Raw genomic sequence first — 20,083 nt, 5'->3', positions numbered from 1 at the left:
ATCAGCCGACCGGCATTTGCTCCATCCACCACCTTGCTCCAAGGAGTCCCGCCATGAACGCCAAGCCGATTGCCCTCGCCGCCTTCGCCACGCTCGTTTTCGCCAGCGGCGCGCAAGCCTTCCAGGGAGAGCAGAACCCGCTGCCGCCCGCGCCGTTCCAGTCGACGCTGTCGCGCGCGCAAGTGCAGGCCGATGCGCGCCAGCCGCTGCAGATCGGCAACGGCGGCACCGGCACGATGCAGGCCAGGAACGGCAATACCGACCGTGACGCAGTGCGCGCCAGCGCCCGCAGCATCACCCGCCAGGGCGCAGCCACTTATGGCGAAGTGACCGACCGCCGGATGTAAGAAGAAAGAAAAAGAGAAAAGAAAGCCGCCGCGCCTTCAGCGGTAGCGGCGCACCACCGACTCGGCCACGCAGGCCGGCTTGGCGGCACCCTCGAGCTCGATGGTGGTTTCCCAGGTCATCTGGAAACCATCGTCAGCAATGGGCTCCGCCGTCAGCAGCTTCATGCGCGCCCGCAGGCGCTTGCCCACCGGCACCGGCGACATGAAGCGCACCTTGTTCAGGCCGTAGTTCACGCCCATGCGCGACTCGACCACGTCCAGCGCCGTCTCGTAGAAGCGCGGCAGCAGCGACAGTGTGAGAAAACCATGCGCGATCGGCCCGCCGAAGGGGCCGGCCTTGGCCCGCTCGATGTCGACGTGGATCCACTGGTGGTCGCCCGTCGCCTCGGCGAACTGGTTGACCTGCTCCTGCGTGATGGCGATCCAGTCGCTCACGGCGACCTCCTGGCCGACGCAGGCGGCGAGATCCTGAAGGGTCTGGAATGTCTTCTTGGTCATGCGGGGCATTCTGGCGTCTGGGGTCGCCGCGCGGCTGTCGGCCTCGCGACAACCGGGATCAGGGTAAACCGGGAGCAGGCAGCACGCCGTTCAGGCGTCGAGCCATTCGCAGATCGGCTGCCACTGCTCCAGGTCGCGCTGCACGCGCCCGGGTGCGATGTCGAACAGCGTGAGCCCGCGCGCGGCCAGCTGCACGTAGTTCTGCGTGTCGCGCAGCTCGCCGATCACCGGCACGCCAAGCCCCGCGATGAACTCGTGGAGCCGGTCGGCCGCCAGCGTGCGGGCGTTCACCCGCATGCCGACGAGGCCGATCTTCGTCTTCTCGGCGCGGCGGTTCTCCAGCAGCCGGTCAAGGAAATCGCGCGTCGCGTAGATGTCGAAGATGCTGGGCTGCAGCGGCACGATCACCCGGTCGGCCAGCGCCAGCACTTCCTTGAAGCGCCAGCCGTGCAGGCCGGCAGGGGTGTCGAGCACCGCGTGCGTGGTGCCGCGCGGCGGGCGCACCACGGTGCTTTCGCCGGTGGCTTCCCAGGTGGAGATCGGCCGGGCCATCGGCGGGCGCAGGCCCAGCCACAGGCGTGAGGATTGCTGGCGGTCCACGTCGCCCAGCATCACGGCATGGCCGCGGCTTGCGAAGTAGCCCGCGACGTTCGTCGCGATCGTCGACTTGCCCACGCCCCCCTTGGGATTGGCGACCAGAACCACCGGCATAAAAGCACTCCTCCAGAACGGCAACAGCGCAAATGGTAGTCGCTGAGCGTTTTTGCCCGGCGAAACGCCTTGCAGCGTGCTCTTGAGATATGTTCGCGGGATGACGACAACAACACCGACGGGAACTCCCGCCGAGGGCACCGAAACCGGCTCCGGCGGCATCTATGTGCTGGCCGCGCACCCCCACTGGCGCGACTCGCGCGTCAACCGCCGCATGCTCGCAGCCGCGCGCGGCGTGCCGGGGGTCGACGTCAACGACCTCTACGGCAGCTACCCCGATTTCGCCATCGACGTCGAGGCCGAGCAGGCCCGGCTCGCCAGGGCCAGCCTGGTGGTGCTGGTGCATCCGATCCAGTGGTACTCGATGCCCGCGCTGCAGAAGCTCTGGCTCGACGACGTGCTCGCCTACGGCTGGGCCTACGGCCCCGGAGGCACCGCCCTGCAGGGCAAGGACCTGTGGCTGGTCGCCACCACCGGCAGCCCCGAGGCCAGCTACCACCCGCAGAACTACCACCGCTACTTCTTCGACGCCTTCCTGCCACCCTACGAGCAGACCGCCGCGCTGTGCGGCATGCGCTTTCTGCCGCCGATGATCTTCTACGGCGCGCGCAGCGCCGGCGAGGCGGCGGTGAAGGCCCATGTCGACACCTTCGCCCAGCGGCTGGACAGCTATCCCGACTGGCCGGAGATCGAGGAGATCGACGCCTGCATCGCCTGCCCCGTGCCCGAGAGCGACCGGCCTGCCGACAACGACGAGGTCGGCAAGGTGGTCTCCGACGCATTCCGCGCGGCAATGACCCATGGGCTGGCCACCACCACAGCCTCCACTGGCGGAAACGGGAAGGCGGCCTGAATGGAACACGCACCCGCCTGGCTGACCAACAGCCTGATCTACCTGAGCGCCGCCGTGCTGGTGGTGCCGCTGTCGAAGGCCCTCGGACTGGGCTCGATCATCGGCTACCTCGTGGCCGGCATCGCCATCGGGCCCTGGGGGCTGGGGCTGGTTTCCAGCGTCGAGGACGTGCTGCATTTCGCCGAGTTCGGCGTGGTGCTGATGCTCTTCCTGGTGGGCCTGGAGCTCGAACCCAAGCGCCTGTGGAACCTGCGCCGGCCCATCTTCGGCTGGGGCACGGCGCAGGTGCTGAGCTGCGCCGCCGTACTGTTCGCGGTCGGCTGCGCCGTGGGTGCCAGCTGGCGCGTGGCGCTGGTGGCGGCGCTGGGCCTGGCGCTCTCTTCCACCGCCATCGCGCTGCAGGTGTTCGGCGAGCGCAACCTGCTGAAGACGCCCAGCGGGCAGGCCGGCTTCTCGATCCTGCTGTTCCAGGACGTGGCGGCCATTCCGATCCTCGCGCTGCTGCCGCTGCTGGCCGGCGCCACCGCGGCAGAGCAGTCGATGACCGGGCTGGAGCGCGCGCTGGAGGCAGCGAAGATCATCGGCGTGATCGGCGGCATCATCCTCGGCGGCCGGCTGCTGCTGCGGCCCATCCTGCGCTGGATCGCGCGCAGCGACACGCCCGAGATCTTCACCGCCGCCGCCCTGCTGCTGGTGGTGGCCATCGCGGCGCTGATGCAGCTGGTGGGCCTGTCGATGGCGCTGGGCGCCTTCCTCGCCGGCGTGCTGCTGGCCGAGAGCGAATACCGGCGCGAGCTGGAGACCGACATCGAGCCCTTCAAGGGCCTGCTGCTGGGCCTCTTCTTCATCGCAGTGGGCATGTCGATCAACTTCGGCGTGCTGATCGCGAACCCGTGGATCATGGCGATGCTGGTGGTCGGCTTCATGGTCGTCAAGCTGGCGGTGATCTACGCGCTCGCCAAGGCCATGGGCATCGCCTACCAGGAGCGACCGGTGTTCACGCTGCTGCTCGCGCAGGGCGGCGAATTCGCCTTCGTGGTGTTCCAGGCGGCGGGCCCCGACGTGCTGCCGCCCGAGGTCACCTCGCTGCTGATCGGCGCGGTGGCGCTGTCGATGCTGCTGTCGCCGCTTCTGCTGGTGCTGCTCGACCGGTTCGTGCTGCCGCGCTACAGCCGCAACGGCGGCACCAAGCTCGAGGAGATTTCGGAGCAGCAGGACGCCAAGGTGCTGATCTGCGGCTTCGGCCGCTACGGCCAGATCGTCGGGCGCATGCTGATGTCGCAGGGCCTGCGCGTGACGGTGCTCGACCACGACGCCGACACCGTCGAAGGCCTGCGGCAGTTCGGCTTCCGCGTGTTCTACGGCGACGCGACACGGCTCGACCTGCTGCGCACCGCGGGCGCGGGCACGGCCAAGGTGATCGTGGTGGCGGTGGACGATATCGAGCAGTCGCTCGAAATCGTCGACCTCGTGAAGGAGAACTTCCCGCAGGCGCGCATCATCGCGCGAGCCCGCAACGTGACGCACCTGTTCCAGCTGCGCGACCGCGGCGTGACGGAGGTGGAGCGAGAGGTGTTCGAGTCCTCGCTGCGCAGCGCGCGCTCGACGCTGGAGGCGCTGGGCTGGCCGGCGCACGAGGCGCGCGAATCGGCGATGCGCTTCCGCCGCCGCAACATCGAGCTCAGCAACGAGATCTACCCGCACTACAAGGACCGCGCCAAGCTGATCGCCGCCAACAAGGCCGGCCGCCAGCAGTTCGAGGAGCAGATGGCGCGCGAGCGCGAGGAGCGCCAGCGGCGGCTGGGGCGCGACTGGGGCAAGCTCGACGACGAGGAAGCGCCGGCGCCGGAAGCCGAGCCGGAATCGCAGTCCGCGCCCTGAGCGGGCGCAGGCCGGTCAGACCGGCACCGTCAGGTATACGCCCTCGCGCCCCACCAGCGGCGCGCGCGTGGGCATGAAGATCGTGCAGTCGTCGCAGGGCGAGCGGATCTCCTGGCCCGCGTCGGTCGCGATCAGCTCGCCCTTGCGGAAGACTTCGAAGCCCAGCACCGGTCGAGCGAAGGCGAAGCTCTCGGTCTTCACCATGTGCACTTCGAGCAGCCGGAAGCGCCGCGCCGGCGCCTTCCGTTCGGCGCCCGGCGGCGGCTCGACCAGCCCCAGGTGCGCGAGGAAGCGCAGCGTCACGTCGGTCGCCAGCTCGGCCGCCGCCCGGCTGAAATGCTGGCCGCACTCCACGACCACCGCGCCGCCGTCGACGCCCTCCTCGCCATGGCGGCCGTAGGCCGTCACGCCCGTGCCCGGAGCGCCACCCACCGGCATCACCAGGTGCACCAGCGGATTGCCGATGGCCAGCGCCAGCCCGGCGTTGCGCTCGAACTCCGGGTATACCCAGAAGGGCTGCACCGGTGCGCGGGTCGAATGGATGTCGAGCACGTAGTCGGCCGCGTCCAGCACCGGCCGCAGCTCGCGCGCGCGGCGCAGTTCGGGGCTGTCCTCGCTGCCGTCGAGCATGGCCTTCGACCAGATGCGGTTGAGGTTGTGCACCAGCTGGCGGTTCTCGTAAGGCAGCGTGATGTCGAAGGCGTTGTAGGCCTCCACGTTCGCGAAGCTCACGGTGAGCGTGCCGGTCTTCGGCCGCACGCCGGTGTCCAGCAGGTGCGTGGCGGCGACCATGCCGCAGATCTCGTTGCCGTGGGTCAGCGCGTTGACCAGCACGTGCGGCCCCGGCCGTCCCGACTCGAAGCGGTGCACGTAGTCGATGCCTGTGTTTCCCTGCCGGTAGGCTGAGATGTCGCGCGGCAGCACTTCCAGCGGCGCCGTGTCGGGCGCGAAAGATGGCTCTGTCATGCGGCGCTCACTCGCCGCGGATACCGGCGCGCTTGACCAGGTCGCCGTAGACCGCGAGCCGCTCCGACATCATGGCGGTGAACTGCGCGGGCGACTGAGCCTCGGGCGGCAGCGAGCCGCGCGACTGCAGCGCCTCGACCATCGAGGGCTGGTCGGCCACCGAGCGCACGGCCTTGTGCAGCGCCTCGACGATCTCGGGTGGCGTCTTCGCGGGCGCGGCCAGGCCGATCCACGAAGTGGTGTTGAGCACCGGATAGCCCAGCTCCGCGAAGGTCGGGATGTCGGGTAGCGCCGCCACGCGCGTGGGCGCGGCCACGGCGAGTGCGCGCAGCTTGCCCGACTGGATCAGCGGCAGGAAGGGCGCGAGGTTGTCGAGGCCGAACTGCACTTCGTTCGAGATCAGCGCGGTGACCAGGGGGCCGCCGCCGCGATACGGCACGTGCGTGGCGTTGAGCTGCAGCTGCGACTTCATCAGCTCCACGTTGAGCTGCCCCATGCTGCCCGGGCCGGCGCTGCAGAAGTTGAGCTCGCCGGGGCGCGACTTCACCAGCGCGATGAATTCCTTGAAGTTCTTCGCGGGTACCGCCGGGTTGACCAGCAGCACGTTGATCGAACGCGCGAGCTGGCTGATCGAGGCGAAGTCCTTGATCGGGTCGTAGCCCGGGTTGGGCTGGGTCAGCGGATTGGCCAGGTGCGAGCTCTGCGACGAAGCGACCAGCGTGTAGCCGTCGGGCTTGGCGCGCGCCACCTGCGCGCTGGCGATGGAGCCGCCTGCACCGGCGCGGTTGTCGATGACCACCGGCGTACCCAGCGCCTTCGCCAGCGGATCGGCGTACAGCCGCGCGATCAGGTCCACCGAACCGCCCGCCGGGAACGGCACCACCAGCGTGACCGGCCGCGAGGGCCAGGCCTGCGCGTGCGCCGCCAGAGGCAGCACCGATGCGAGGCCGGCGGCGAGGAGCTCGCGGCGGCGCAGTGCCGCGGCGGTGAAGAGGGATTCCATGGGGCGTCCTGTCGTGCAATAGAAAGTGCGCGCATTGTTGCAAGATGATTTCATTTTTGCAATGACCATTGCAAAATCGGGTGTAACAGCGCTGCGCGTGCAGAATGCCCCCGACCATGAATCTGAACCAACGCATTGCGGGCTACGGCAGGAAGCTCACCCGGAGCGAGCAGCGCCTGATCGACGAACTGCAGACGCGCTACCCGCAGGGCCTCCTCGAATCTGCAACGAGCCTTGCAAAGAAGGTGGGCACCAGCGCCTCGACCGTGGTGCGGCTGCTGGCCAAGCTGGGCTATCCCAGCTACGCCGACGCACAGATCGAGGCGCGCTCGGAGGTGACCGCGCGGCTGTCGTCGCCGGCCACGCGTGCGGACGCCGTCATCGCCGACGACGCCTCGGTGCGCAGCTGCCTGGACAACGCGCTGCTGCACGACCAGCACAACCTGGCCTCGACCTTCGCGGCGCTCGACGTCGCGGCCTTCGAGGGCGCGGTGCGGCTGCTCACGCAGCGCAGGACGCGGGTGCACGTGACCGGCCAGCGGCATGCCGCCGCGCTGGCCGGCCATCTATCGCTGCACCTGAACATGTGCCTGCCCGACGTTCGTCCGATGAACGGCGGCGGCCCGCTGCTGCTGGAAGACCAGCTGCTGTGGATCGGCGAGAACGACGTGCTGCTGGCCCTCACCTTCAGGCGCCACGGGCTCGCCACCGCGCGCGCGGTCAGGTACTTCAGGGAGAAGGGGGCGAAAGTCATCGTCATCACAGACGGGCCGTCGGTCGCTGCGGCCTCTGCGGCCGACCATGTGATGCTGGTGCGCACGTCGAGCGCGTCGCCCTTCGATTCGTACACGGCGGCGCTGTCGCTGTGCAACGCGCTGGTCACCGCCGTCGTGCAGCGGCGCAAGAAGGAACTGGGCGCAGCGCTCGAACGTGGCGACGCCCTGTGGGAGCAGCACTGGAACGACACGGCCGCGCCGGCCGGCCGTTCGCACAAGGCGGCTTCAGCCGGCTGACGGCGCGGGAGCGGCCGGCGCGGCATCGAGCCGCAGCAGCCGCATCGCGTTGCCCTTGAGGATGCCGGGCATCACCTCGGGCTTGAAGCCCGCGTTCTCGAAGTCGCGCATCCAGCGGTCCGGCGTGATCAGCGGGTAGTCGCTGCCGAAGAGCACGCGGTCCTTCAGCAGGGTGTTGGCGTACTGCACCAGCTGCTTCGGAAAGTACTTGGGGCTCCAGCCCGACAGGTCGATCCACACGTTGGGCTTGTGCGTGGCCACGCTCAGCGCCTCGTCCTGCCAGGGGAAGCTGGGGTGCGCCATGACGATCTGCATGTCGGGGAAGTCGATGGCCACGTCGTCCAGGTGCATCGGGTTGCTGTACTCCAGCCGCAGGCCGCCGCCGCAGCGCATGCCAGAACCGATGCCGCTGTGGCCGGTGTGGAAGATGGCCGGCAGGCCGTATTCGGCGATGACCTCGTAGATGGGCCAGGCCATGCGGTCGTAGGGGTGGTAGCCCTGCACCGTGGGATGGAACTTGAAGCCCTTCACGCCGTGCTCCTCGATGAGCCGGCGCGCCTCGCGCGCGCCCATCTTTCCCTTGTGCGGATCGACGCTGCCGAAGGCGATCATGATGTCGCTGTTGTTCCTCGCGGCCTCGGCGATCTCCTCGTTCGGGATGCGGCGGCGGCCCATGTTCGATTCGGCGTCGACCATGAACATCACCAGGCCGATCTTCCTTTCGCGGTAGTACGCCACGCTCTCGGCAATGGTGGGCCGGCCGCTGGAGCCGAAGTACTTGTCGGCCGCGCGGTCGTATTCCTCGCCATAGTTGTCGAACGGGTTCCAGCAGCTGACTTCTGCGTGGGTGTGGATGTCGATCGCGATCAGGTTCTGATGGTCCATGCGCTGTCTCCTGTACGGGTAAATCCCTAGTCTCTGGGGGCTCCAAATTCCTTGAATTGATTATTTCCCATAACCATAATTCGACGCAACCCCGGACCCCATCATGACCAATCCAGACCTCCAACTCGACATCCGCGACGAAGTCGCCATCGTCCGCCTGACGCGCGGCTCCAAGCGCAACGCGCTGTCCGACGGACTGATCCTCGCGCTGCGCGACACCTTCGAGAAGCTGCCTTCCACCGTGCGCGCCGCGGTGATCGACGGCGAGGGTCCGCACTTCTGCGCCGGCCTCGACCTGAGCGAGCTGAAGGAGCGCGACGCCGGCCAGGGCATGCAGCACTCGCGCATGTGGCACGCCGCGCTCGACCTGATCCAGCACGGCCCGGTGCCGGTGATCGCCGCGCTGCACGGCGCGGTGGTCGGCGGCGGGCTCGAATTGGCAAGCGCCTGCCACATCCGCGTGGCCGACCGTACCACCTTCTACGCGCTGCCCGAGGGCTCGCGCGGCATCTTCGTGGGCGGCGGCGGCTCGGTGCGCATCCCCAAGCTGATCGGCGTGGCCCGCATGACCGACATGATGATGACCGGCCGCGTCTACAACGCCGAGGACGGCGAGCGCGCCAACTTCGCGCAGTACCTCGTCGACGAAGGCCAGGCCTTCGACAAGGCTTTCGAGCTCGCCAGGCGCGTGGCCACCAACGCGCCGCTCACCAACTACGCGCTGATGCACGCGCTGCCGCGCATCGCCGAGCAGTCGGCCGATCACGGCTTCTTCACCGAGGCGCTGATCTCCGGCATCACGCAGGCCGCGCCCGAGGCCAAGCAGCGCGTTCGCGACTTCCTCGAAGGACGCGGCGCGAAAGTGAGCAAGGGATGAGCGCCCCCGCCGTCCGCTACCGCCCGCTGGTCTTCGGCGTCACCCGCGCGGTGCTGTGCGACGGCGCGCCGGGCACGCAGTACCTGAGCGCCGAAACGCCGCTCGCCCCCTACCGCGAGCGCATGACCGACCGCCTCGCCCACTGGGCAGAGCGCACGCCCGACCGCACCTTCATCGCCCGCCGCGAACGGCTGGCCGACGGCAGCACCGGCGACTGGCTGCGCGTGAGCTACGCGCAGGCGCTGGAGGAAGCACGCGGTATCGGACAGGCACTGCTGGAGCGCGGCCTGAGCGCCGAGCGACCGGTCGCGATCCTCAGCGAGAACGGCATCGAGCACGCGCTGATGGCGCTGGGCTGCCTCTACGCCGGGGTACCCTATTGCCCCGTCTCGCCCCCCTACTCGGTGGTGAGCCAGGACTTCGAGAAGCTGCGCCACGTCTTCGACACCCTCACGCCCGGCCTCGTCTTCGCGAGCGACGCGGCGCGCTTCGCCAAGGCCATCGCCGCCGTCGTGCCCACCGGCACAGAGGTCGTGCTGGCCGAGGGCAGCCTCGAGGACCGGCCCGTCACCGCGTTCAGCGCCCTCGCCTCCACGCCGGCCACGAGCGCCATCGACGAGGCGATGCGCGCCACCGGCCCCGACACCATCACCAAGTTCCTCTTCACCTCGGGCTCGACCAAGATGCCCAAGGCCGTGATCAACACGCACCGCATGTGGTGCGCCAACCAGCAGCAGCTGCGCCAGTCGATACCCGCCCTGGGCGACGAGCCGCCCGTGCTGGTCGACTGGCTGCCCTGGAACCACACCTTCGGCGGCAACCACAACGTGGGCATCGTGCTGGACAACGGCGGCACGCTCTACATAGACGACGGCAAGCCCACGCCCGCCGGCATGGCCGAGACGCTGCGCAACCTGCGCGAGATCGCGCCCACCATCTACTTCAACGTGCCCACCGGCTTCGAGGCCATCGCGCAGGCGATGGAAACCGACGAGGTGCTGCGCCGCAACCTGCTGTCGCGCGTGAAGATGTTCTTCTACTCGGGCGCGGCGCTCTCGCAGCCGGTGTGGGACAGCCTGCACCGCACGCAGGAGTCGGAAGTCGGCGAGCGCATCGTGATGGGCACGGGCCTGGGCATGACCGAATCGGGCCCCTTCGCGCTCTACGTGACCGGCCCCGACGTGAAGTCGGGCGACGTGGGCCTGCCTGCGCCGGGCATCGAGCTCAAGCTGATCGAGGTCGACGGCAAGACCGAGGTGCGCTACCGCGGCCCCAACATCACGCCCGGCTACTGGCGCGCGCCCGAGGCCACGGCCGAGGCCTTCGACGAGGAAGGCTTCTTTTCCACTGGCGACGCGGTGAAGTGGATCGACGAGGGCAACATCCATCGCGGCCTGCGCTTCGATGGCCGCATCGCCGAAGACTTCAAGCTCGCCACCGGCACCTTCGTGAGCGTGGGCCCGATGCGCGCGAAGATCATCGCGGCCGGCGCGCCCTACGTGCAGGACGCGGTGCTGACCGGCATCAACCTGAAGGAAGTGGGCGCGCTCGTCTTCCCGACGCAGAAGGTGCGCGAGCTCGCCGGCCTGCCGGCCGGCGCCACCATGCGCGAGGTGCTGGAGAGCGCCCCCGTGCAGGCGCACTTCCAGCAGGTGGTCGACACGCTGGCCGCCGCCGCCACCGGCAGCGCCAACCGCATCGCGCGGCTGCACCTGATGGCCGAGCCGCCGTCCATCGACAGGGGCGAGGTCACCGACAAGGGCTCCATCAACCAGCGCTCCGTGCTCAAGCACCGCGCCGCGCTGGCCGATGCGATGCACGACGGCAGCCTGCCGTTCACCCTGAAGCCCCGCTAACCCCCGCTAACTCTTTACTGGAGACGAGACAAATGAAGATCGAAGGACAAGCTGCACTGGTCACCGGCGGCGCATCGGGCCTGGGGGAAGCCACCGCGCGCGAGCTCGCGCGGCTGGGCGCGAAGGTCGCGGTGCTCGACCGCAACGGCGAACTGGCCGAGAAGGTCGCAGCCGAGATCGGCGGCATCGCCTGCGCCTGCGACATCACCGACACCGACAGCGTGGTCGCCGCGCTCGACAAGGCAGAGGCCGCGCACGGCCCCGCGCGCATCCTGATGAACGTGGCCGGCATCGGCAGCGCCAAGCGCATCGTCGGCAAGGACGGCAGCCCCGCGCCGCTGGAAGACTTCGTGCGCGTGGTCAACATCAACCTGATCGGCGGCTACAACATGGCGCGCCTGTTCGCCGCGCGCTGCGCGAAGCTGGACGCGCTCGACAACGGCGAGAAAGGTGTGATGCTCTTCACCGCCTCGGTCGCCGCCTTCGACGGACAGGTGGGCCAGCAGGCCTACAGCGCCTCCAAGGGCGGGCTGGTCGGCATGACGCTGCCGATGGCGCGCGACCTCGCGCAGCACGCCATCCGCGTGTGCACGGTGGCGCCGGGCATCTTCGCCACGCCGCTGCTGCTGGAGCTGCCCGAGCCGGTGCAGCAGTCGCTGGCCGCCTCCATCCCCTTCCCGCCGCGTCTGGGCAAGCCCTCGGAGTTCGCCGAGCTGGCCTGCCACATCGTCACCAACGGCCACCTCAACGGCGAGGTGATCCGCATCGACGGCGCGCTGCGCATGGCGCCGCGCTGAGGCCCTTCCTTCTTTTTCGCGTTCGTTCCGCCCGCTTCACAACGTACCCAGGAGACACCGATGACTTTCAAGAAGACCACCCTCGCCGCCGTGCTGGCGCTCATGGCCATGGGCCTCGCCCATGCCGACATCACCGTGGGCGTGGTGCAGCCGCTCACCGGCCCGGCCTCGGGCCTGGGCATTCCGGTGAAGAACGGCATCGCCATCTGGCCGAAGACCATCGCGGGCGAGACGCTCAAGGTGGTGGTGCTCGACGACGCCACCGACCCGACCACCGGCGTGAAGGACGCGCAGCGCCTGGTCACCGAGGACAAGGCAGACATCATCATCGGCTCCAGCGCCACGCCCGTCGCAATCCCGATGGCCGACGTCACGGCCGAGTCGGGCACGCCGCAGCTGTCGACCGCGCCGGCCGGCCTGCCGCCGGGCAAGGACAAGTGGTTCTTCCGCCTGCCGCAGTCGAACGACGTGATGGCCTACGCGGTGGTCGCGCACATGAAGAAGCAGAACGTGAAGACGGTCGGCTTCCTCGGCTACACCGACGCCTACGGCGAGCTGTGGCTCAAGGCGCTGACGGCCGAGGCCGCCAAGAACGGCATCAAGATCGTCGCCACCGAGCGCTTCGCGCGCGCCGACACCAGCGTGACCGGCCAGGTGCTCAAGCTCACCTCGGCCAACCCCGACGCGATCCTGATCGTCGCTTCGGGCAGCGGCGCCGGCATGCCGCAGAAGGCGGTGATGGAGCGCGGCTACAAGGGCAAGGTCTACCAGACGCACGCCGCCGCCACGCAGGACCTGATGCGCACCGCGGGCAAGGACGCCGAGGGCACCTTCGTGGTCTCGGGCCCCGCCACCGTGGCCGAGCAGCTGCCCGACAGCCATCCCTCGAAGGCCGCCGCCGTCGCCTTCGTGCAGGGCTACGAGAAGGCCTACGGCCCCGGCTCGCGCAACCAGTTCGCCGGCCACGCGGCCGACGCGCTCACGGTGCTCGAGAAGGCCGTGCCGGTCGCGCTCAAGAAGGCCAAGCCCGGCACGCCGGAGTTCCGCGCCGCGCTGCGCGACGCGCTCGAGGGCATGGGCCGCACGGTGCTCGCGCACGGCGTGCTGAACTGGACGGCGCAGGACCACTGGGGCTACACGACCGAGACCGGCGTGATGCTCAAGGTGGTGAACGGCGCGTTCAAGGTCGAGCAGTAATCCCCTTCTTCAGCCGCATCGAACACACGCCATGGATCTCTCGATCGCCAGCATCCTGACGCTGGACGGCCTCACCAATGGCGCGATCTACGCCCTGCTGGGCATGGGCATCGTGCTCGTCTTCACGGTGACCCGCGTCATCTTCATTCCGCAGGGCGAATTCGTGGCGTACGGCGCGCTGACGCTGGCGATCTTCCAGACCGGCAAGACGCCGGGCACGGTGTGGCTGCTGCTCATCCTGGCCGGCGTCGCGGCGCTGATGGACCTGGTCACCACCTGGCGCCACAACGGCAGCGCGGCGGCCGGGCTGAAGGCTGCGTTGCGCACGCTCGCGGCACCCGCCGTCATCTGCGCGATCTCGGCCTGGGCCGGCCCGCGCAACCTGCCGATCGGCGTGCAGGCGCTGCTCACTGTGTTCATCGTCACGGCGTTCGGGCCACTGGTTTACCGCGTGGCCTACCAGTCGCTGGCGGGGGCGAGCTCGCTGGTGCTGCTGATCGTCTCGGTGGGCGTGCACTTCGCGATGACCGGGCTGGGCCTGCTCTTCTTCGGCGCGGAGGGTTTCCGCAACCCGCCGTTCTGGGACGAGCGCATGGCGCTCGGGCCTCTCAACGTGAGCGGGCAGGCGCTCATCATCTTCGGCATGTCGGCCGCGCTGATCGTGCTGCTGTACCTGTTCTTCGAGCGCAGCCTGTACGGCAAGGCGCTGCGCGCCACCGCCGTGAACCGGCTGGGCGCGCGGCTCATGGGCATCTCCACCCAGGCGGCCGGGCAGCTCACCTTCGCGATGGCGGCGCTGATCGGCGCGCTCTCGGGCCTGCTGATCGGTCCGACCACCACGGTGTTCTACGACTCGGGCTTCCTCATCGGCCTGAAGGGCTTCGTGGCCGGCGTGATCGCAGGCCTGGCGAGCTACCCCGGCGCGCTCGTCGGCGCGCTGGCCGTGGGCGTGATCGAGTCCTTCGGCTCCTTCTGGGCCAGTTCGTTCAAGGAAGTGATCGTGTTCACCATCATCCTGCCGGTGCTGCTGTGGCGCTCGCTGAAGAGCGGCCATTCGGACGAGGAACATTGACATGGAAGCGCTCCTGAATCCCTCGACGGCCCATGCGCCCGACAAGAGCGCGCTGCGCACCTGGGGCCCGCTCGCGCTGGTGCTGGTGCTCATCGCGCTGCCGCTGCTGCCGCTGCCCGACTTCTGGATCATCCAGCTCAACTACGTCGGCATCTACACGCTGCCGGTGCTGGGCCTGGTGCTGCTCACCGGCGTGGGGGGGCTCACCTCCTTCGGGCAGGCGGCCTTCGTGGGCATCGGCGCGTACACCACCGCCTACCTCACGGTGAACACCGGCCTGTCGCCATGGGTCACGCTCTTCATCGGCATGGCGCTCACGGGCATCAGCGCGGCGATCATCGGCGCGATCACGCTGCGCATGTCGGGGCACTACCTGCCGCTGGCCACCATCGCGTGGGCGCTGTCGCTCTACTACCTCATGGGCAACCTGGAGGCGCTGGGCAAGTACGACGGCATCCTCGGCGTGAAGGGCCTCACGGTGTTCGGCTTCGAGATCGGCCAGCAGCGCATGTTCTATGCGGTGGTGTGGATCTTCGCGCTGCTCGCGGCCTTCGCGGTGATCCGCCTGCTCGACTCGCGAAGCGGCCGCGCCATCCGCGCGCTGGCCGGCGGCTCGCAGATGGCCGAGGCCATGGGCGTGAACACGCTGCGCTTCAAGATCGGCATCTTCGTACTCGCCGCCCTCTTCGCATCGGTCTCGGGCTGGCTCTTCGCGCACTTCCAGCGCACGGTGAACCCGTCGCCCTTCGGGCTGAAGATGGGCATCGAGTACCTGTTCATGGCAGTGCTCGGCGGCGCGGCCCATGTGTGGGGCGCGATTGCCGGCGCGGGCGTGGTCAAGCAGCTCGAAGACCAGCTGCAGGTGCTGCTGCCCAAGCTGATCGGCACGGCCGGCAGCTACGAGCTGATCGTCTTCGGCATCATGATCGTGCTGGTGCTCAAGTACCTGCCCGACGGGCTCTGGGCCTTCGTCGACCGCCGCCTGCCGCGTCCGCGCCGCGCGGTCGACTGGCGCGATGCCGGCGACCTGCCCGCGCGCGCCAGGCCGGCAGCCGGCGAGGTGGTGCTCGACGTGCGCGCCATCCGCAAGACCTTCGGCGGGCTGGTGGCGGTGAACGACATCAGCTTCCAGACACGCGCCGGCCAGATCGTCGGCCTGATCGGTCCGAACGGCGCGGGCAAGTCGACCACCTTCAACCTGATCACCGGCGTGCTCGGGCTCTCGGGCGGCGCGGTGAGCTTCCGCGGCGAAGCCATCGGCGGGCTGGGCGCGCGGCAGATCGCGCAGCGCGGCGTGTCGCGCACCTTCCAGCACGTGAAGATGGTGGCTGACATGACGGTGCTGGAGAACGTGGCGCTCGGCGCGCACCTGCGCGGCCGCAAGGGCGCCGTCGCCGCCATGCTGCGCATCGACCGCGCCGAGGAGCGCGCGCTGTTCCGCGAGGCCGAGCGCCAGCTGCAGCGCGTGGGCATGGGCGACTACCTGCACGAGCTCGCGGGCAATCTCGCGATGGGCCAGCAGCGCCTGCTGGAAATCGCGCGCGCCCTGTGCGCCGATCCGGCCCTGCTGCTGCTCGACGAACCCGCCGCCGGCCTGCGGCACAAGGAGAAGGAAGCGCTCGGCAAGGTGCTGCGCCAGCTGCGCGGCGAGGGCATGAGCATCCTGCTGGTCGAGCACGACATGGGACTGGTGATGGACATCTGCGACCACATCGTGGTGATGGAATTCGGCACGCACCTGATGGAGGGCACGCCCGCCGAGGTGCAGGCGAGCGACAAGGTGCGCGCTGCGTATCTGGGAACGGAGCACTGACATGACATCTCCATTGCTCCGCATCCGCGGCCTGCACGCCGGCTACGGCCGCGCCGAGGTGCTGCACGGCATCGACCTGCAGGCCGGCCAGGGCAGCGTGGTCACGGTGATCGGACCGAACGGCGCCGGCAAGTCCACGCTGCTGAATTCGCTGATGGGCGTGCTGCCCTCCAAAGGCATCATCGAATTCAAGGGCCAGCCGGTCAACGGGCTGTCGCTGGAGGAGCGCGTGATGCTCGGCATCGCGCTCGTGCCCGAGAAGCGCGAGCTGTTCGGCACCATGCCGGTGGAAGACAACCTCGTGCTCGGCGCCTTCCGCCAGGTGCGGCTGCGCAACCGCCAGTGGCGCGACCGCATCGACGAGGTCTACACGCTGTTCCCGCGCCTGAAGGAGCGCCGCGCCCAGCTGGCCGGCACGCTCTCGGGCGGCGAGCGGCAGATGCTGGCGGTGGGCCGCGCGCTGATGTCGCGCCCCACGCTGCTGATGCTCGACGAGCCCAGCCTCGGGCTCGCGCCGCTGGTGGTGCAGGAGATCTTCCGCACCGTGGAGGCGCTGCGCGCCACCGGCGTGACCATCCTGCTGGTGGAGCAGAACGCGCGCGCCGCGCTCGAAGTGGCGGACCACGGCTACGTGCTCGAGATGGGCAGCGTCAGCCTGGAGGGCGAGGCGAAGAAGCTGGCCGTCGACTCGCGCGTGATCGACACCTACCTGGGCGCCGCGAGAAAAGCCGCCTGAGCCAACGACAACGCCGCGACCCGCGCGGCCGCAAGGAGACCACAGCATGAAGAAGCCACAGCGCCGCTTCCATCCAGCCCTGTGCGCGACCGCGCTCGGCGCCGCCGCGCTGCTCGCGGCCTGCGCGAGCTGGTCCACCGCGCCTGCGGCTCCCCATGCGGCGCTGGCCGCCGCGCGCCCCGGCACGCTGCAGGCCTGCACCGACCTCGCCGCCCGCGCGGTGCTGCCGGGCACTGTCTACACATCGGCCACCGAAGTGGCGGCCGGCACCGTCACGGTCGGCGGCGTCGCGATGGCGGCGCCCGCGCACTGCCTGGTGCAGGGCCGCATGAACGAGCGCACCAGCCCCGTCGATGGCCAGCGCTATGCCATCGGCTTCGAGATGCGGCTGCCGGTCGCCTGGAACGGCCGCTTCTTCTACCAGGCCAACGGCGGGCTCGACGGTGTAGTGGTGCCCGCGCTTGGCGGCATCGGCGGCGGCGGGCCGCGCAGCAGTGCGCTGCAGATGGGCTTCGCCGTCATCAGCTCCGACGCCGGCCACGCAGGCTCGATGGGCCCGCGCTTCGGGCTCGACCCGCAGGCGCGGCTCGACTACGGCTACAACGCCGTCGCGCAGCTCACGCCGATGGCCAAGAACCTGATCGCCAAGGCCTACGGCCGCGGGCCCGACCGCTCGTACATCGGCGGCTGCTCCAACGGCGGGCGGCATGCGATGGTGGCGGCCGTGCGTTCGGCCGGCCAGTACGACGGCGTGCTCGCGGGCGACCCCGGCTTCAACCTGCCGAAGGCGGCGGTGGCGCAGCTCTACGGCGCGCAGCAGTACGCGGCGGTGGCCAGCGCGAAGACGCCCGCCGGCCAGCCCGACCTGCAGAGCGCCTTCACGCCTGCCGAGCTGAAGCTGGTGGCCGACAAGGTGCTGCAGCGCTGCGATGCACTCGACGGCATTGCCGACGGCATCGTGTCGGACGTCAACGCCTGCCGCACGCGCTTCGACATCCAGCGCGACGTGCCGACCTGCGCCGCCGGCACGCGCGACGCCATGTGCCTGAGCGCGCCGCAGAAGAACGCGCTCGCCAACGTGTTCAAGGGCGCGCGCAACAGCGCGGGGCAGCCGATCTACAGCGGCTTTCCCTTCGATGCGGGCGTGAGCGGCGCCAACTGGCGCGAGTGGAAGTTCGCGAGCCCGCCGACGCGCGACGCGGGCGCCGTGGGCTTCATCTTCAGCACGCCGCCGCTGGCCGACCGGCCGCAGGGCCTGCCCTTCGCGCTGGGCTTCGACATGGACCGCGACGCGCCGCGCATCGCTGCCACCGACGGCGTGTTTCGCGAATCGGCGCTGTCGTTCATGACGCCGCCCGACGCGGCCAACCTGAGCGCGCTGCGCGAGCGCGGCGGCCGCATGATCGTCTACCACGGCACCAGCGACCCGGTGTTCTCCTCCGACGACACGCAGGCCTGGTACGAGCGCGTTCGCGCCGCGAACGGCGGCGATGCCTCCTCGTTCGCGCGCTACTTCCCGGTGCCCGGCATGAACCACTGCGCGGGCGGTCCGGCCACCGACCAGTTCGACATGCTCAGCGCGCTGGTCGACTGGGTCGAGCAGGGCAAGGCGCCCGCATCCGTTACCGCCTCGGCACGCGGCGCGGGCACGCCGGTGCTGAATGCCGAAGTGCCTGCCGGCTGGGCCGCGCAACGCACGCGGCCGCTGTGCCCCTATCCGCAGGTCGCCACCTACACCGGCGGCGATGCCGAGCGCGCAGGCAGCTTCGCTTGCAAGCTGCCCACGCCCTGATACCTAGCCAGTTACCGAGCCTCCGATGGATTACCAGCCCCGCCCCGATGACGTCCGCTTCCTGCTGAACGCGGTGCTCGATGCGCCCGCGCGCCTTGCCGCGCTCGCGCCCTTTGCCGAAGTCGACGAGGCGCTGCACTCGCAGGTGCTCGAGGAGGCCGGGCGCTTCGTTGGCGAAGTGGTCGCGCCGATCAACCGGGCCGGCGATGAAACGGGCTGCAGTTTTTCCAATGGCGAAGTCACCTCGCCGCCTGGCTTTCGCGAGGCGTACCAGGCCTTCGTCGACGGCGGCTGGCCCGCGCTCTCGGCCGCGCCGGAAGACGGCGGCCAGGGCCTGCCGGCGGTGCTCGAAGCGGTGCTCTACGAGTGGCTGGCCGCCGCCAATCACGGCCTCACGATGGCGCCCGGGCTGCTGCACGGCGCGTACGCCTGCCTCAAGCACCACGGCAGCGACGAGCTGAAGCAGCGCTACCTGCAGAAGATCGCCACCGGCGAATGGCTCGCCACCATGTGCCTCACCGAGGCGCACGCGGGCAGCGACCTGGGACAGGTGCGCACACGAGCCGTGCCGCAGGCCGACGGAAGCCTGCGGGTGAGCGGCAGCAAGATCTTCATCTCCGGCGGCGAGCACGACCTGACGCCGAACATCGTCCACCTCGTGCTGTGCCGCCTGCCCGATGCGCCGGCCGGCCCCAAGGGCCTGTCGCTGGCGCTGGTACCCCGGCTGCTGCCCGACGGCACGCGCAACGCGGTGCACTGCGAGCGCATCGAGGAAAAGATGGGCCTGCACGGCAGCCCCACCTGCAGCATGCGCTTCGACGACGCCACCGGCTGGCTGGTCGGCGAGCCCGGCCGCGGGCTGGCCGCCATGTTCGTGATGATGAATTCGGCGCGCCTGCACGTGGCCCTGCAGGGCATCGGCCTGCTCGACGCGGCCTGGCAGAAAGCCGACGCCTACGCGGCGGAGCGCCGCCAGATGCGCGCGCCGGGCCCGGTGCCCGCGAGCCGCGGCGGCGAGAGTGCCGACCTGATCGCCGAGCACCCGGCGGTGCGCCGCATCCTCGACACGCAGCGCGCCTGGATCGACGGGGCGCGCACCATCGCCTACCGCAGCGCGCTGATGCTCGACGTGGCCGCGCACGACGCCGACCCCAAGGCCCGCGAGCGCGCGCAGCGCTGGTGCTCGCTGGTCACGCCGGTGCTCAAGGCCGCGTGCACGCACCAGGCCTTCCACGGCGCGAGCGAATGCCTGCAGGTGTTCGGCGGCCACGGCTACGTGCGCGAATGGGGCATCGAGCAGATCGTGCGCGACTCGCGCGTGACGATGATCTACGAGGGCACCAACGAGATCCAGGCCATCGACCTGCTCGTGCGCAAGGTGCTGCCCGACGGCGGCGCCGCCATGTCGGCCGTGCTGCTGGAGCTGCGCGACACGCTGGACGCCTCCCGCGAGGCCGATGCCGACGTGCAGCGCCGGCTGGCGCAGCTGCGCTACCTGGGCACCACCGTGGCCATGGCTGCGCATGCCGACCCGGCGCTGCCGTACGAGGTGGCCGACGACTACCTGCGCTCGACCATGCTCGCGATGCTGGCGTGGGCCTGGGCACGCATCGAGACGGCCTCGCCCGGCGACGCGGAGAAGGCGCGCGTGGCGGCCGCCTTCAGGCGCTGGGTGCTGCCTGAATTCGAGATGCGGATGGGCATCGTCAAGAAGGCCTGCGAAACGGTGGCGCTGACCCATGCGGCCGCGCCCGGTGGCGGTGTCTCCAACTAGCCACTCCGGGCG

18 protein-coding genes are annotated in these 20,083 nt (G+C 69.8%); 13 read left to right on the top strand and 5 right to left on the bottom strand.

Features of this window, described 5'->3' with window-relative positions:
- Positions 1 to 53: 53 nt before the first annotated feature.
- On the top strand, positions 54 to 347 hold the full coding sequence (locus ACAM57_RS04865; protein ID WP_369660881.1) for a DUF4148 domain-containing protein: 294 nt from the start codon (positions 54 to 56) through the stop codon (positions 345 to 347).
- Positions 348 to 383: 36 nt separating this feature from the next.
- Here the strand turns inward: ACAM57_RS04865 and ACAM57_RS04860 are convergent, their stop codons facing one another.
- Positions 384 to 854, bottom strand: coding sequence for a MaoC family dehydratase (locus tag ACAM57_RS04860; RefSeq protein ID WP_093206665.1), 471 nt, complete (start codon positions 852 to 854; stop codon positions 384 to 386).
- Positions 855 to 935: 81 nt separating this feature from the next.
- Positions 936 to 1,556, bottom strand: a complete 621-nt coding sequence (locus ACAM57_RS04855) for a ParA family protein (RefSeq protein ID WP_126025567.1) — start codon at positions 1,554 to 1,556, stop codon at positions 936 to 938.
- 100 nt (positions 1,557 to 1,656) lie between these two features.
- Here ACAM57_RS04855 and ACAM57_RS04850 point away from each other — a divergent pair, with 100 nt between their 5' ends.
- Together ACAM57_RS04850 and kefC are read left to right on the top strand one after the other, a co-directional pair.
- On the top strand, positions 1,657 to 2,409 hold the full coding sequence (locus ACAM57_RS04850; protein WP_369660880.1) for an NAD(P)H-dependent oxidoreductase: 753 nt from the start codon (positions 1,657 to 1,659) through the stop codon (positions 2,407 to 2,409).
- On the top strand, positions 2,410 to 4,290 hold the full coding sequence (kefC, locus tag ACAM57_RS04845) for a glutathione-regulated potassium-efflux system protein KefC (protein ID WP_369660879.1): 1,881 nt from the start codon (positions 2,410 to 2,412) through the stop codon (positions 4,288 to 4,290).
- A gap of 15 nt (positions 4,291 to 4,305) precedes the next feature.
- Here kefC and ACAM57_RS04840 read toward each other — a convergent pair whose 3' ends face one another.
- Entirely contained in the window at positions 4,306 to 5,256 is a 951-nt protein-coding gene (locus ACAM57_RS04840; RefSeq protein ID WP_369660878.1) for a succinylglutamate desuccinylase/aspartoacylase family protein, read from the bottom strand.
- 7 nt (positions 5,257 to 5,263) lie between these two features.
- Positions 5,264 to 6,259 carry a tripartite tricarboxylate transporter substrate binding protein gene (locus tag ACAM57_RS04835; RefSeq protein WP_184640709.1) on the bottom strand — a complete coding sequence of 332 codons (996 nt, stop codon included), beginning with the start codon at positions 6,257 to 6,259 and terminating at the stop codon, positions 5,264 to 5,266.
- A 116-nt stretch (positions 6,260 to 6,375) separates the two neighbouring features.
- Here ACAM57_RS04835 and ACAM57_RS04830 point away from each other — a divergent pair, with 116 nt between their 5' ends.
- A complete protein-coding gene (locus ACAM57_RS04830) occupies positions 6,376 to 7,272 on the top strand; it encodes a MurR/RpiR family transcriptional regulator (protein WP_369660877.1) in 897 nt (298 codons plus the stop codon).
- Here ACAM57_RS04830 and ACAM57_RS04825 read toward each other — a convergent pair.
- Complete coding sequence (locus tag ACAM57_RS04825) at positions 7,261 to 8,157, bottom strand: amidohydrolase family protein (RefSeq protein ID WP_369660876.1); 897 nt, start codon at positions 8,155 to 8,157, stop codon at positions 7,261 to 7,263. The genes ACAM57_RS04830 and ACAM57_RS04825 overlap by 12 nt on opposite strands.
- A gap of 103 nt (positions 8,158 to 8,260) precedes the next feature.
- Between ACAM57_RS04825 and ACAM57_RS04820 the strand changes: the two genes are divergently transcribed.
- The 9 genes from ACAM57_RS04820 to ACAM57_RS04780 are packed head-to-tail and all read left to right on the top strand — an operon-like array spanning position 8,261 to position 20,071.
- Positions 8,261 to 9,034 carry a crotonase/enoyl-CoA hydratase family protein gene (locus tag ACAM57_RS04820; RefSeq protein WP_126025571.1) on the top strand — a complete coding sequence of 258 codons (774 nt, stop codon included), beginning with the start codon at positions 8,261 to 8,263 and terminating at the stop codon, positions 9,032 to 9,034.
- Positions 9,031 to 10,890, top strand: coding sequence for a feruloyl-CoA synthase (locus tag ACAM57_RS04815; protein WP_369660875.1), 1,860 nt, complete (start codon positions 9,031 to 9,033; stop codon positions 10,888 to 10,890). Before ACAM57_RS04820 ends, ACAM57_RS04815 begins: the two co-directional genes overlap by 4 nt.
- A gap of 32 nt (positions 10,891 to 10,922) precedes the next feature.
- Positions 10,923 to 11,687 carry an SDR family NAD(P)-dependent oxidoreductase gene (locus tag ACAM57_RS04810; protein WP_369660874.1) on the top strand — a complete coding sequence of 255 codons (765 nt, stop codon included), beginning with the start codon at positions 10,923 to 10,925 and terminating at the stop codon, positions 11,685 to 11,687.
- Between the two features lie 60 nt (positions 11,688 to 11,747).
- The gene (locus ACAM57_RS04805) at positions 11,748 to 12,884 is read left to right on the top strand and encodes an ABC transporter substrate-binding protein (protein ID WP_019656130.1); all 1,137 of its coding nucleotides are present in this window, start codon (positions 11,748 to 11,750) and stop codon (positions 12,882 to 12,884) included.
- A gap of 31 nt (positions 12,885 to 12,915) precedes the next feature.
- Complete coding sequence (locus ACAM57_RS04800; protein ID WP_184640716.1) at positions 12,916 to 13,956, top strand: branched-chain amino acid ABC transporter permease; 1,041 nt, start codon at positions 12,916 to 12,918, stop codon at positions 13,954 to 13,956.
- Position 13,957: 1 nt separating this feature from the next.
- The gene (locus ACAM57_RS04795) at positions 13,958 to 15,769 is read left to right on the top strand and encodes an ATP-binding cassette domain-containing protein (protein WP_184640717.1); all 1,812 of its coding nucleotides are present in this window, start codon (positions 13,958 to 13,960) and stop codon (positions 15,767 to 15,769) included.
- Position 15,770: 1 nt separating this feature from the next.
- The gene (locus ACAM57_RS04790) at positions 15,771 to 16,505 is read left to right on the top strand and encodes an ABC transporter ATP-binding protein (RefSeq protein ID WP_369660873.1); all 735 of its coding nucleotides are present in this window, start codon (positions 15,771 to 15,773) and stop codon (positions 16,503 to 16,505) included.
- A 46-nt stretch (positions 16,506 to 16,551) separates the two neighbouring features.
- The gene (locus ACAM57_RS04785; RefSeq protein WP_369660872.1) at positions 16,552 to 18,297 is read left to right on the top strand and encodes a tannase/feruloyl esterase family alpha/beta hydrolase; all 1,746 of its coding nucleotides are present in this window, start codon (positions 16,552 to 16,554) and stop codon (positions 18,295 to 18,297) included.
- Between the two features lie 25 nt (positions 18,298 to 18,322).
- On the top strand, positions 18,323 to 20,071 hold the full coding sequence (locus ACAM57_RS04780) for an acyl-CoA dehydrogenase family protein (protein ID WP_369660871.1): 1,749 nt from the start codon (positions 18,323 to 18,325) through the stop codon (positions 20,069 to 20,071).
- Positions 20,072 to 20,083: the final 12 nt, after the last annotated feature.

The organism is Variovorax sp. V15 (assembly GCF_041154425.1).
GTDB classification, from domain to species: domain Bacteria; phylum Pseudomonadota; class Gammaproteobacteria; order Burkholderiales; family Burkholderiaceae_C; genus Variovorax; species Variovorax guangxiensis.
This window is presented reverse-complemented; position numbering and strand designations above follow the sequence as displayed.